Raw genomic sequence first — 12,511 nt, 5'->3', positions numbered from 1 at the left:
TGCTGCGCAGCAGCGAGACGGGTCAGAACTTCTTGGGCGCGACACGTGCTGTCCGAGCGGCCTCAGGGCCGGAGTCAATCCACCCAAAACGCCCTCGGGTGAGTCAGTGAGCAGGGATGATCCTCCAGTGACGAGCGACACGAGGGTTGCCAGGTCGGCTGCGGGGCCCAGCCAAGGGCCTCGCTCCGAGGCCGCTGGCACGCAGCAGGCCCCGTCCGCCGGCCGTCGTGGTCCCCTGCCGCTGGCGGTGCGCCAGGCGTTGCCCGGCCTCGTCATCTTCGTCGCGGTCATCCAGATCGCTCGTCCGGTCGGGGACTCGGACACGTTCTGGCACCTCGCCGCCGGCGACCGTCTCCGTCAGACCTGGACCTTCAACGGGCCTGACCCGTGGAGCACGATGTCGACCCAGCCCTGGCGGTTGCACGAGTGGCTCCCGGAGCTCGTCATGAGCCTCGCGCAGCAGTTCCTGGGGCTGCCCGGTGTCGCGTGGCTGCTGCCCCTGGGCGGCGCGATCATCGGGCTCACTCTCTGGCGCGCCACCCGTGCGCGGGCTTCGCTGCTCGCCTCGGGCGCTGCCACCTCCGTCGCGTTCGTGGCCATGAGCCAGAGCCTGTCGCTCCGCCCGCACCTGCTCTCCTTCGCCTTCGCCGTGGCCTTCACGGCAGCGTGGCTCCGTTCGGCAGCGGACGGCCGGCCGCGGTGGTGGCTGGTGCCGGTCACGTGGGTGTGGGCGTGCACGCACGGGATGTGGTTCTTCGGCGTCGTCATCGGCGTGGTGGCGCTGGCGGGGATGGCGCTGGACCGGGCGGTCTCGCGCCGGCAGTGGAAGCGTCTGGCCCTCGTGCCACTCGGCTCGCTCGCGGCCGCCGCCCTGACGCCGACCGGGCCTTCTCTGCTGCTCTCACCCTTCGCCGTCAACGAGACGACGCAGTACATCCAGGAATGGATGCCGCCGTCGATCCGGCAGCCCGGCTTCCTCGCCTTCGTCGTGCTCGCGGGCACCGTCCTGCTCGTCTGGGCGCGTGCGCGACAGCCGACACGGTGGACCGACATCCTCCTCGTCGCCCTCGCGATCGGTCTCGCTCTGCTCTACAGCCGCACCGTGGCCGTCGGCGCCGCGATCATCGCGCCCGTCGCAGCCGCGACGGTCCAGGGCCTGCTCCCTCCCGACCGGGAGCCCGAGGCCCGTCGCGAGGTCGCGATGACCATCGGCCTCACGACGCTCGCCCTGCTCATCGCAGCGCTGATCCTGCCCACGAGAGCCGCGGTTCCCGCGTGGGGTGCGAACGACCTCGACGCGCAGCTCGCGGCCCTGCCGAACGACACGGTGGTGTGCAACAACTACGGCATCGGCGGATGGCTCATCTGGAGCCACCCCAACATTCGTCCGACCATCGACGGCCGGGTCGAGATCTACGCAGCCGGCCACGTCAAGGAGCACCTCGACTTCGAGGCCGCAGCCCCCGGCTGGCAGGACTACGTGCGCAGGACGAAGTGCTCCTACGCCCTGCTCGGCAACGGAGAGCCGGTCGTCGAGGCGCTCGTCGCGCAGGCCCGGTGGACTGTCGTCGACCGGGGGAGCGAGTACGTCCTCCTCCGGGCCCCGCGTTGACGACACCCGCCCGTGCCCGCGGTGACCCAGGGCGCCTGGCGTGGTTCCTGGCGTGGACGGCCGTCGTGCCTCTCGTCGTGCTGCGTGCCGGCACGCTGGCCGAGACCGACACCTTCTGGCAGGTGCGCACAGGGCTCCTGACCATGGAGCATCGGTCCCTGCCGCGCGTCGACCCCTTCTCGTGGACCGCCCACGGCGAGCCGTGGACGCTGAACTCCTGGGGCTACAACGTCGTCGTCGGAGCCGCGTACCAGCTCGCAGGTCTGCCGGGCGTCGCGCTGGTGTGCGGCGGGATCGTCCTGGCCACGGCGGCGGTCGTCCTCGTGTCGGCGAGACGGTTGGGCAGCTCGCCGCTGATGGCCGCGGCGGTGCTCCTGCTCACGTCGCCGGTCCTCGTCCCGTGGCTCTCGGCGAGGCCGCAGCTGGTCGACTACGTCGCGGTCATGGTGCTGTTGCTTCTCCTGGTTAACGTCGTGGACGGGCGGCGCCCCTGGGTCGCGGTGCTCGCCGTCGGCCTCGTCATGGCTCTCTGGGTCAACCTGCACGCCGCGGCTCTGCTCGGGGTGGCCATCGCCGGGTTGACGGCTCTGCTGCTGCTCACGCGGCGCACGACACGAGGCGCGGGCCGGCGCTGCCTCGCCGCAACGGCTGCGGCGGCGGGCGGGGCCCTGGCGAACCCCTACGGCATCGGACTCTTCACCCAGACCGCCTCGGTCAAGGACGCCTCGTCCGACGTCGTCGTGGAGTGGCAGCACCTCGACCCCACGAGCCCGGCCCAGCTGGTCATGCTCCTGATCGGCATCGCAGGCCTCGTCGTGGCGGTGCGGCGTCGGGACGCGGTCTTCACCTCGGCGCTCATGGTCACAACGCTCGGTTCGCTCCTGGCCATCAGGATCCTGCCGGTCCTCGTGCTGGCCGCCGTCCCCGTCGTCGCGGCTGCCCTGACCGGCCTCACCTCCGACGGGCGGTCCCGACGGGTGTACCGGGTCGTCGTCGCGGTCTCGGCCGCCGTCCTCGTCAGCCTGGTGGCCCTCTCGGTCCCGAGCCTCGGGCACGTCGGCCGGCCCGACACCGAGCTCTACCCCGCTGCGGTGGTCACGCAGATCCCCGACCGGTGCCACGTCTTCAACTCCTACCTGGTCGGGGGCTTCGTGCTCCTCGAGCGGCCGGACGTCCTCGTGTCGATCGACTCCCGCAACGACTTCTACGGCACTCAGCGGGTGCTGGCCGCCGAGCGCCTCATCCGCGGGGAGGGCGACGTCACCGCCGGGCTCGCGGGAGCAGGGTGTGTCCTGGTGCCTCCGAGCAGTGGGCTGGCCCAGCGGCTGACCGCGGACCCGACGTGGCGACTGCGTGCATCGGAGCCCGGCGGTGCGCTCTTCGTCCGGGCGTAGGGCCGCCCGCCCTCGACCCGCCGGCCGTCAGTAGCGCAGATGGCGCAGGTACCGCTCGGGAGCCTCGAGGAAGCGGCGGTGGTGCTCGACGACGTCGAGGTCCTCCCAGGTGCGCTCATGGATGCCGTCCTCGTCGAACTCGAGGATCGTCGCGCCGGGCAGGCTCGCCACCACGGGCGAGTGGGTGGCGATGAGCACCTGCACCCCGGGCTGCGACACGAGCTGGATCAGGGCGTCCACGAGAGCGAGCTGCGCGCCGAACGACAGCCCCGCCTCGGGCTCGTCCATGACGAAGAAGCCGTCGCCGCTGAACCGGTTGCTGTTGAGCATCGCGAGGAACGACTCCCCGTGGCTCAGCTCGTGGAAGCGGGTCTCGCCACGCGCAGAGGCGTTGTCCTCGAGGTAGGTGAAGAGCCCGTGCATCGTCTCGGCCCGCAGGAAGTAGCCCCAGCGCGAGGCGCCCGCCCCGCGCACGAGCGAGATCGACTGCGACAGCGATGATTCCGTGACCCGGGTCGAGTGCATCGCCCCCGTCGAACCTCCCTCGGGGGAGAGGCCGTATGCCGTCGCCACCGCCTCGACGAACGTCGACTTCCCGGCCCCGTTCTCTCCGACGACGACGGTGGCCTGGGCGAGCTCGAGACCTCGGTCGAGCACCTGCGCCACCGGGGCCAGCGTCGCCGGCCACTGGCCGTCCGACAGCGTCGCGTCGTCCGACCGTCGGATCCGGCGCACCGGCAGTGGCGTGGTCCACTCGTCCCCCATGACCCGACCCTAGGAGAAGGCGGCGGTCCACGGGCCGAAGGGGACGGCATACGTCCTCGGTGGGGTGGCTGTGCGGGGTGCGGGCGGGTCAGCCCTTGTCCTGGATGGAGGCCCACCACGTGGCGGCAGCGGCGCGCCCGCTCCGTCCCGACTGCTCGTAGACCGAGCTGGGGTGCTTGCGCACGGTTCGCTCGGTGATGCCGAGGCGCCGGGCGATGCGTGCGTTCGTCCAGCCCGCCGAGGCCAGCGACAGCACCTCGGACTCGCGGCGCGTGGGCCGGTACTCGGAGCAGAGGGCGGCCACCGGGTCGAGCGCCTCCGGGTGCGGTTCAGAGGGGTCGTCGCCGCGCAGGAGAGCTGTCGTGGCGTCGAGCGCGGCGCGGAAGGTCAGAGCGGCAGCGAGCGGGCGCTGGATGGTCTCGAGCGCCTCCACGTCGTCGGGCCTGAAGTCCGACCGCGAGCGGTGCGCGCCGAGGAAGAGGATCTCCTCCGGTGAGGCGTGCAGCAGGATCGCCATCGGGAAGCGCCCTCCGACGTGGCCGTGCATGCGCTCGTAGACCTCGGTGTGCCAGAAGTCGGGGAGGACGACGAGGTCGCTGACGAGGGTCGCATGGTCGGTCGAGAGGGTCAGGATGGCCGGGTGCTGGTCGGCGACGTCGGCGGCGAGGCGTCCGACCTCCGCCGCGACGGGCGCGGACCCGGCGGTCTCGACCGACACCTCGACGGACCCGCCGACGTGTCGGATCCGGGTGATGCCGACGCCGGCGTCAGCCCGGATGGCGTCGACGACGGCCGGCAGCAGCGGGGCCAGGGACTCGCCCCGGGCCGCAGCGACGGCCAGGTCGCGGGCGGTGGTCGCCGTGAGCCTTCGCTGGTCCGACACCTCTCCTCCTCCCGCAGGGCAGGTGCGGCGCTCCCGGGCGCACGAACCCCTGTCGTGGTGGCGGTCGCGGCTGGCGTCAAGGTGTCCGATGAGGCACTAATGTCGTGATCGCGTTGCTCATCACAATGGCACGACGGGGGACCGTCAGGGGAGGTTGCGACGCATGGCTCGTTCTCGGAGGTCCGCCTCCGGCGCTGTGGGGCGCCGCCGGGTGTGGACCTCCGAGACGCCAGGCGCGTCGTGACGGCGGTCGGAGAGTTGCTCGGGGGTTGGGAGGTCTTGCAGCCCCGGTGAGCGCAACCGGTCGCCATGGAGGCGCCGACGCGCCGCCGGGGCTGCCGGAACGCCGCATCTCGAGAGCGCGAGGAACCGGGGGGTGTGAGGTGGCGTGAGGTGGCGTGAGGTGGCCGCCCGCGCCCGTCAGTCGCGGGGTCGCTGGGTGCGCGGCCCCTTCGCGTCGTCGCGGCGCGCCGCACCGCGGTCCTCGGACAGCTCGATGAGCTGACCGGAGATGCGCGTCGAGCGCAGCTTGTCCCACGTGCCCGGCGGCAGGGTCGCCGGCAGCTCCACGAGCGAGTGATCGGTGCGGATGTCGATGTGCCCGAAGTCGCTTCGACCCAGGCCACCTTCGTTGGCCAGGGCCCCGACGATCTGGCGGGGCTCGACCTTGTGGCGACGTCCGACGGCGATCCGGTAGGTCGCCATCGGGCCGGAGGCACCGCGACGCGGGCCACGGTCGCCCCGGTCGCCTCGGTCCCCGCGCTCGCTGCGGCCACGCGAACCACGGTCGTCGCGTCGGTCGTCGCGGCGGTCGTCACGTCGGTCGCGGGGGCCGCGGTCGTCGAACGTCCTTGCGGGACGGACCTGCTCGGGGTCGAGCAGCATCGGCTCGTCGCCCTGGAGCACCACGGCCAGTGCCGCGGCGACGTCGGCCTCGGGCACGTTGTGCTCGTTGACGTAGTGGGCGATGACGTCCCGGAAGAAGTCGACCCGATCGGTCGAGAGCGCCTCGGTGATGGCGTCGTCGAAGCGCGTCAGGCGCGTGGCGTTGATGTCCTCGACGCTCGGCATGCTCATCGGCACGAGGGACTGGCGCGTCGCCCGCTCGATCGCCTTGAGCAGGTGGCGCTCTCGCGGCGTCACGAACGAGATCGCGTCGCCACTGCGGCCGGCGCGGCCGGTGCGCCCGATGCGGTGCACGTAGGACTCGGTGTCGGTCGGGATGTCGTAGTTGACGACGTGGCTGATCCGCTCGACGTCGAGCCCGCGCGCCGCCACGTCGGTGGCGACGAGGATGTCGAGCTTGCCCGACTTCAGCTGGTCGACGGTGCGCTCGCGCTGGTTCTGCGCGATGTCGCCGTTGATCGCCATGGCCGAGAAGCCGCGGGCGCGGAGCTTCTCCGCCAGCGTCTCGGTCTCGTTCTTCGTGCGGACGAAGACGATCATGCCCTCGAAGTTCTCGACCTCGAGGATGCGCGTCAGGGCGTCGACCTTCTGCGGGTAGCTGACCGTGAGGTAGCGCTGGGTGATGTTCGGCGCCGTCGAGGTCGTCGTCTTGACGGTGATCTCGACCGGGTCCTGGAGGTACTTCTTCGAGATCCGGCGGATCTGCGCGGGCATCGTCGCCGAGAAGAGCGCGACGTGCTTGTCGTCCGGGGTGTCGGCGAGGATCGTCTCGACGTCGTCGGCGAAGCCCATCTTCAGCATCTCGTCGGCCTCGTCGAGCACGAGGAAGCGCAGCTCGCTGAGGTCGAGCGTGCCCTTCTCGAGGTGGTCCATGATGCGCCCCGGGGTGCCGACGACGATGTGCACGCCGCGCCGCAGCGCGCTCAGCTGCACGCCGTAGGCCTGGCCACCGTAGACGGGCAGCACGTGCACGCCCTTGAGGTGGGCGGCATACCGCTCGAACGCCTCGCACACCTGGAGGGCGAGCTCGCGCGTCGGGGCGAGGATCAGCGCCTGGGGCGACTTCTGCCTGAGGTCGAGCCGGCTGAGGATCGGCAGCGCGAAGGCCGCCGTCTTGCCCGTGCCGGTCTGGGCCAGTCCGACGACGTGGCGCCCCTCGAGCAGGGCGGGGATCGTCGCCTCCTGGATGGGGGAGGGGTACTCGTAGCCGACGTCGCGCAGTGCCTTGAGCACCTTGTCGTCGAGGCCGAGGTCGGCGAACGACACGCGCTCGTCGTCCGGCGTAGCTCCCGCTTCGATCTCGGGCGCGTCGGACTCGGGGGACTCGGACTGGTTGCTCTGCTCACTCACCCCCCTGACGGTAGTGCGTCCGGCAGGGGCGGGCGACATGCCGTCGGCGCGGGCGGTGGGCTCAGGTGGCAGGCAGCGGGAAGACGTCGCCGATGCGGCAGGTGCCCCCACCTCCCGTGATGGGAGGTGTCGAGCGGTTGCCGCTGCAGATCGTGACCGGTCGGGAGCCCCCGACCGTCGGCAAGCAGTCGCACCGGTAGCGGACGTAGGTCGCGCAGATCTCGGTGTTGGCGCTCACTGGTGGTTCGTCTGCGCCCTTCCGCAGGACGAGCACGCGGCAGGCCCACCCTCGACGAGAGTGAAGTGCGGCTGGTGACGTCGAGGATCGTACGATGGACGCTGCCGCGGGGACCGGTCCGGCGATGAGCGCCGCAGGCACGGCACAAGCGCTGCTCTTGACGACCGTGCGTGGGCTCGGGTGGTTCGAGGCGTGCACGTCGGCGTTCGTGCATCCCCCGAGGGTGCTCGCGCGAACGGCCGGGAGCGTCGCGCAATGCAGGAACGGCGGCAGAACGGTCCGTTTCGTATCACCGTGCGCCTTTGTCGGTGTGCAAAACGGACACAGTGGCGGGGTGGAGCGCCAAGGGCCACCCGGCATACGCCATCGGAGGACGTGAAGCGCCGACAGGCGAGGCGGCAGGCGAGCCGGCAGGTGCGGAGGACGACGACGGGGGCCGCCCGGAATGGGCGGCCCCCGTCGGGGAGAGCGTGCGGTCAGGCGGTGGCGCCGACGGGCTCGTCGACCTTGGCCGCGAGCGCGTCGAGGAGCGCGCCCAGCTCGGCCCGGCGCTCGTCGGTGACATCGAGGTCGCCCGCGGGGGAGACGTCCTGGGTGAAGACGAGGCCGGTTGCGCCGACGACGTCGGCCTTGACGTGCTCGAGGACCTTCGTGAGGTCGGCGGTGGCGTCGCTCGCGCCGCTCCAGCCGTAGCCGACGAGCGCGATCGGCTTGGCGTCCCACTCGGCGAAGAGGTAGTCGATGGCGTTCTTGATGGGGGCCGGGAAGCTGCGGTTGTACTGCGGCGTCACGACGACGATGGCGTCGGACTCAAAGACCTTGGAGGCCCAGTCCTTGGTGTGCGGCTTGGCGTAGTTGCCGTTGCGAGGCATGTCCTCCTCGTCGAAGAACGGCAGCGACGACAGGTCGAGCAGTTCGACCTCCCACTCGCTCGTGGGCGCCTGTGAGGCGACCCACTCCGCGACCTTGGGGCCGATGCGGCCGGGGCGGGTGCTGGACACGACGATACGAAGTTGCTTCACGCTTCAACCAACTATCACGGGCTGTCGGGCATTCCGGACCACCCCGTGCGTCCGTTGTGAGCCATGCCACACGCAACCGCGTCGGGCCGCAGGCCCCTTCGGCGAGCCGCCCGAGAGCCCTCCAAGTCCCTGGGACGTTCGGCGGGACGGGAAATGTCGACCGGATAAAAACGACATGTCAAACAATATCGCGAAAAGCGTTTGTGATTAATTGGTCGACAATTCCCAAAGCGATCTCACGAATTCATCATCGCTGCATTCTCTTCCTATGAGAAACCTACGAATTGCGAGCCTCTCGCTCTTCGCGGCGCTGGCCCTGGTGGCACCTGCCGTGTCCGCTTCAGCGGTGGTGCCCACGCCACCGGCGACGGTCACGGACCTGCCGACCGTCTACGTGACGCTGACCGACCTGCCCGCGAAGGACACCCTGAGCTTCATCCAAGCCAACAAGGACATCCCCGTCGCGAGCCAGGTCGACATCGCCGACGGCACGACCACCCAGACCCTCAAGTGCACGACCCTGCCGACCGATGCCGCGCCCGACGGGGTCGCCTGCCCGAACATCAAGGGACACGGCAACTTCACCTGGACGCTCGACAAGAAGTCGTACCAGCTGAAGTTCGACAAGAAGACCGCGGTGCTCGGCATGCTGCCGGGCAAGACGTGGATCCTCATCGCCAACCGCGCCGACCCGTCACTCCTGCGCAACAGGACGACCCTCGAGCTCGCCCGGCAGTTCGGGATGTACGGCACCCCGGAGTCGCGGTTCGTCGACCTCGTCGTCAACGGCCAGGACCTCGGCAGCTACCTGCTGACCGACAAGGTGACCGTCACGAAGTTCGACGCGACCAAGCCCGACAGCCACGTCGCGCTGACCAACACCCAGGGCGTCCTCGTCGAGATGGACAGCCACTACGGCGCCGCCGACCCGTTCCACTTCACGACGGCCAAGAGCAAGTCGATCTTCACTCTCAAGGACTCCTACGTCGGGTTCAAGAACGACCCGGGAGTGGTGCTCGACGCCGACACCCAGGCCGGCTGGAACGACGCCCAGAGCACGATCAACACCCTCGAGGGACTGCTCTACGCGCCGAATCCGGACTGGACCAAGATCAGTGCCCTCATCGACGTCGACTCTTTCATCAAGTACTACTTCGTCTCCGAGTTCGTCGAGAACCCTGACGTCGCCTCGTCGAGCGTCTACTTCTACAAGGACGGCCCGACCGACAAGCTGCACGCCGGACCGGTCTGGGACTACGACATCTCCCTCGGCAATTACGCCAACGCCAACCGCGGCGGCAACCCCACCGAGGACTACGTCAAGAACGAGCTCCTGACGGTCAAGGGCAACGGCCCCTTCGACTGGTGGACGCAGCTCTTCCGCAACCAGTCGTTCGCCGCGCAGGCCAACGCGACGTACGAGACGCTGAAGTCGTCCGTCAGCGACGTGCCGACCAAGATCGACAGCTACCAGGCCCATCTGCTGCAGTCGGCCGCGCACAACTTCGTCGTCTGGCCCAACATCCTCGGCCAGGCCTCGGTGATCGCCTTCAACGGCGGGCACTCGCCGATCACGTCGACGTGGGCCGCCGAGGTGGCGCTGCTCCGCACGTGGGCCTCGCAGCGCGCGTCGTACCTGGCGCACGCCTACGGCGCGAACGTCCCGGTCCTGCGCTACTCGGCGCAGGTGCAGAACATCGGCTGGCAGCCGACGGTCTCGACCGGCCAGATGGTCGGCACGACGGGGCGGTCCCTGCGCGCCGAGGCCATCAAGATCACCGACACCAACACGACGACGACCGGCGCGATCGTGGGCAACGCCCACGTGCAGAACCTCGGCTGGATGGGCTACCAGGCTCCGGGTGCCGTCATCGGAACGATTGGACGGTCGCTCCGCATGGAGGCGATCCAGCTGAAGCTCACCGGCGCCCTCGCGACGAGCTACAACATCAGCTACCGGGTGTTCGTGCAGAACCGGGGTTGGATGAGCTGGGTCTCCAACGGTGCGACGGCCGGCACGACGGGCCTGTCGCTGCGCATCGAGGCCCTGCAGATCCGCATCGCCAAGAAGTGAGGGTCGCTCCGGCGTCCCCGTGACCGACCGGCGCCGTCCACCTCCCGAGGTGGGCGGCGCCGGCCTGTCGGGGTCCGGCCCGCGTCGGGTCGCACGATGACGTATGCCGTGTGCCCCCTCGGGCAGGTCGGCTCAGTGCCCGCCCGCGCACCTCTCGAGCGCCTCGACGCGCGTCACGAGGTCGGCGGCGAGCAGGGCCTCGAGACGGGCTCGGAGCTGTGCCTCGAACGTGGAGTCCTCTGCGGGACGGGTGGCAGGGGCGGGTGAGGCGGCAGGCGCGGAGGGCTCGGAGGGTGCGGAGGGCGAGGGCGGCGAGGGGGTGGTGGTTGCCGTGGCGGCCAGGGCCTGCCGCACGAAGGTGCGCGCGAGGGTGGACGGGCCGACGCCGATCTCGGTGGCCCGTGTCGACAGTGCCTCGAGCTCCTCCTCGGTGAGGCGGACGGACAGGACCTTCGTGCGGTCGGCGCCGCGGCGGGTGTCGGGCATCGGTCTCCTTCGCGTGCGGGCGGTGATGGTGGGGGTATGACGACGTAGTGCATTGTCAGTGGTCGACCCTATCGTGGTCATCATGCAGACAGCAGCCCCCGTCGCGCCGGCCACGAGCCTCGTCGACGTGCTGCGCTCGATGGCCCAGACCCTGCGCGACCTGACCCGGGACTTCCCCACGTGGTCGTTGCCCGAGGGGGAGGTCGGCGAGGTCATCGGCCAGGCGCAGGCCGTCCGGGAGCTGAGCCACTCGCTGACGGCCGTGCTCGCGCGCGAGGCGGACTCACGTGGACTCGGCGCGGACGACGGGTTGTCCCGCACCGACTGGCTGCGCCAGCAGGCCGGGGCCGGGCTCGCGGGTCATGGCAGCGGTGGCGGGCTCGACGGGCCCGCGGCAGCGGCGGTGACGCGGGTGGCTGCGGCGATGAACGAGCACCGATGGGCGCGGCTCGCCGAGCGGGTGGCTGCTGCCGAGGTGCCGGTGGGCCATGCCGCTGCGATCGTCCGGTTCCACGACGACGTCGCCCGGATCGCCGACCCTGACCACCTCGCCGGCATCGTCGACTCGATGGTCGAGGCGTGCGACGCGCTGACCGCTCGCGAGCTGGGCCGACTCATCGCGCACGCTCGAGCGACGCTCAAGCCCCCGGCCGAGCGTGAGTCCGAGGAGGCCGGGCTCCGGTTGGGGAGGTCGTTCCGCAGGGTCCGCTCGTGTGCCGGGTTCACCGTCTTCGAGCTGCGCGTCGACCCCGAGGGGGCGGCCATCATCGAGGCGGCCATCGACCGGCTGTCCCGGCCCCGGCCCGACCTCGCCGCGGACCTCGCGCCCGCCCCGGCCGAGGAGGCTGCGGCAGGGGCAGGGGCAGGGGCAGGGGCAGGGGCAGGAGGGGCAGGAGCAGGAGGGGCAGGAGGGGCAGGAGCAGGAGGGGCAGGTGCACGGGCAGGTGCGACGGCAAGCGGCGGTCGACCGGACGCCACCGGGGCCGGACCGTACGCGGCGAGTCAGCCGTCCGAGGGTCCACGAGCGCGTCAGGGATCCGCGGCCGGCGACGTCGATCCGCGCACCGCGGCCGCGCGCCGGGCCGACGCCCTTCTCGAGATCATCGGGCGCGGCGTCGCCTCCCCTGAGGGGGTCACCCGTTCGCCGCGCACCACGCTCGTGGTCACCATGACGCTCGAGGCGCTGATGGATGCGCTCCGCGGCGTCGGCATGCTCGACACCGATGCGGCGCTCTCGCCCTCGGCGGTCCGCCGCCTCGCCTGCGAGGCAGGCATCGTGCCCATGGTCCTCGGGGCGCCGTCGGAGGTGCTCGACCTCGGGTACACGCGCCGTCTCTTCTCGCCGGCGCAGCGCCGGGCGCTCGCCGTCCGCGACCAGGGGTGCAGCTATCCGGGGTGCACCGTGTCTCCGATGTGGTGCGAGGCGCATCACGTGACCCACTGGCTCCACGGTGGACCCACCGACCTGGCCAACGGCGCCCTGCTCTGCGGCCGACACCACACGGTCGTCCATCGACGCGGCCTCACCGCCACCGTGACGGCAGCCGGCGTCACCTGGCACGTCTAGCTGCCTCGCCCCGCACCTCGCCCGACCATGGCGGGGTCGGTGGCATGCCGCGGCGGTCCGCACTGCGGTCCCGGGTGCGATCCGCTCCCGGGTCCCGCGTGCGGCCCGGCCCCCACTGGATCGGCCTTCGACCTGTCGGCCTTCGACCTGTCGGCCTTCGACCTGTCGGCCTTCGACCTGTCGGCCTTCGACCTGTCGGCCTTCGACCTGTCGG

General features: G+C 71.0%; 10 protein-coding genes. 4 read left to right on the top strand and 6 right to left on the bottom strand.

Annotated features, from left to right (window positions below):
- Positions 1 to 127 precede the first annotated feature (127 nt).
- Entirely contained in the window at positions 128 to 1,612 is a 1,485-nt protein-coding gene (locus TAE01_RS18245; RefSeq protein ID WP_147068241.1) for a YfhO family protein, read from the top strand.
- Between the two features lie 65 nt (positions 1,613 to 1,677).
- Complete coding sequence (locus TAE01_RS18240) at positions 1,678 to 3,006, top strand: hypothetical protein (RefSeq protein WP_147068240.1); 1,329 nt, start codon at positions 1,678 to 1,680, stop codon at positions 3,004 to 3,006.
- Positions 3,007 to 3,033: 27 nt separating this feature from the next.
- Here the strand turns inward: TAE01_RS18240 and TAE01_RS18235 are convergent, their stop codons facing one another.
- The 5 genes from TAE01_RS18235 to TAE01_RS18220 form a co-directional block, all read right to left on the bottom strand.
- The gene (locus TAE01_RS18235) at positions 3,034 to 3,771 is read right to left on the bottom strand and encodes an AAA family ATPase (protein ID WP_186815279.1); all 738 of its coding nucleotides are present in this window, start codon (positions 3,769 to 3,771) and stop codon (positions 3,034 to 3,036) included.
- An 88-nt stretch (positions 3,772 to 3,859) separates the two neighbouring features.
- Positions 3,860 to 4,654 carry a helix-turn-helix domain-containing protein gene (locus TAE01_RS18230; protein WP_147068239.1) on the bottom strand — a complete coding sequence of 265 codons (795 nt, stop codon included), beginning with the start codon at positions 4,652 to 4,654 and terminating at the stop codon, positions 3,860 to 3,862.
- Positions 4,655 to 5,074: 420 nt separating this feature from the next.
- Positions 5,075 to 6,949 (bottom strand): DEAD/DEAH box helicase, encoded by a 1,875-nt coding sequence (locus tag TAE01_RS18225; RefSeq protein ID WP_371860862.1) that lies wholly within the window; start codon positions 6,947 to 6,949, stop codon positions 5,075 to 5,077.
- A 22-nt stretch (positions 6,950 to 6,971) separates the two neighbouring features.
- On the bottom strand, positions 6,972 to 7,148 hold the full coding sequence (locus tag TAE01_RS20610; protein ID WP_186815278.1) for a hypothetical protein: 177 nt from the start codon (positions 7,146 to 7,148) through the stop codon (positions 6,972 to 6,974).
- 476 nt (positions 7,149 to 7,624) lie between these two features.
- Positions 7,625 to 8,170, bottom strand: a complete 546-nt coding sequence (locus TAE01_RS18220) for an NADPH-dependent FMN reductase (protein WP_246111446.1) — start codon at positions 8,168 to 8,170, stop codon at positions 7,625 to 7,627.
- 268 nt (positions 8,171 to 8,438) lie between these two features.
- Between TAE01_RS18220 and TAE01_RS18215 the strand changes: the two genes are divergently transcribed.
- Positions 8,439 to 10,244: a CotH kinase family protein gene (locus TAE01_RS18215; protein WP_147068238.1), complete on the top strand. Its 1,806-nt coding sequence runs from the start codon at positions 8,439 to 8,441 to the stop codon at positions 10,242 to 10,244.
- A gap of 132 nt (positions 10,245 to 10,376) precedes the next feature.
- Here the strand turns inward: TAE01_RS18215 and TAE01_RS18210 are convergent, their stop codons facing one another.
- Positions 10,377 to 10,730 carry a hypothetical protein gene (locus TAE01_RS18210; RefSeq protein WP_147068237.1) on the bottom strand — a complete coding sequence of 118 codons (354 nt, stop codon included), beginning with the start codon at positions 10,728 to 10,730 and terminating at the stop codon, positions 10,377 to 10,379.
- 82 nt (positions 10,731 to 10,812) lie between these two features.
- On the opposite strand from TAE01_RS18210, the gene TAE01_RS18205 reads away from it, so the two are divergent.
- The gene (locus TAE01_RS18205; protein WP_147068236.1) at positions 10,813 to 12,297 is read left to right on the top strand and encodes an HNH endonuclease signature motif containing protein; all 1,485 of its coding nucleotides are present in this window, start codon (positions 10,813 to 10,815) and stop codon (positions 12,295 to 12,297) included.
- The last annotated feature ends 214 nt before the right edge of the window (positions 12,298 to 12,511 follow it).

Origin of the sequence: Terrabacter aerolatus, from assembly GCF_007991735.1 — a bacterium.
GTDB lineage: Bacteria > Actinomycetota > Actinomycetes > Actinomycetales > Dermatophilaceae > Terrabacter > Terrabacter aerolatus.
The sequence above is the reverse complement of the archived record's forward strand: the minus strand, read 5'-3'. Positions and strand labels throughout refer to the sequence as shown.

Bases quoted from the DNA above. Each gene is read 5' to 3' on its own strand.
- TAE01_RS18205 (WP_147068236.1), top strand. From the start codon at position 10,813: ATGCAGACAGCAGCCCCCGTCGCGCCGGCCACGAGCCTCGTCGACGTG.
- TAE01_RS18210 (WP_147068237.1), bottom strand. From the start codon at position 10,730: ATGCCCGACACCCGCCGCGGCGCCGACCGCACGAAGGTCCTGTCCGTC.
- TAE01_RS18225 (WP_371860862.1), bottom strand. From the start codon at position 6,949: ATGTCGCCCGCCCCTGCCGGACGCACTACCGTCAGGGGGGTGAGTGAG.
- TAE01_RS18215 (WP_147068238.1), top strand. From the start codon at position 8,439: ATGAGAAACCTACGAATTGCGAGCCTCTCGCTCTTCGCGGCGCTGGCC.
- TAE01_RS18235 (WP_186815279.1), bottom strand. From the start codon at position 3,771: ATGGGGGACGAGTGGACCACGCCACTGCCGGTGCGCCGGATCCGACGG.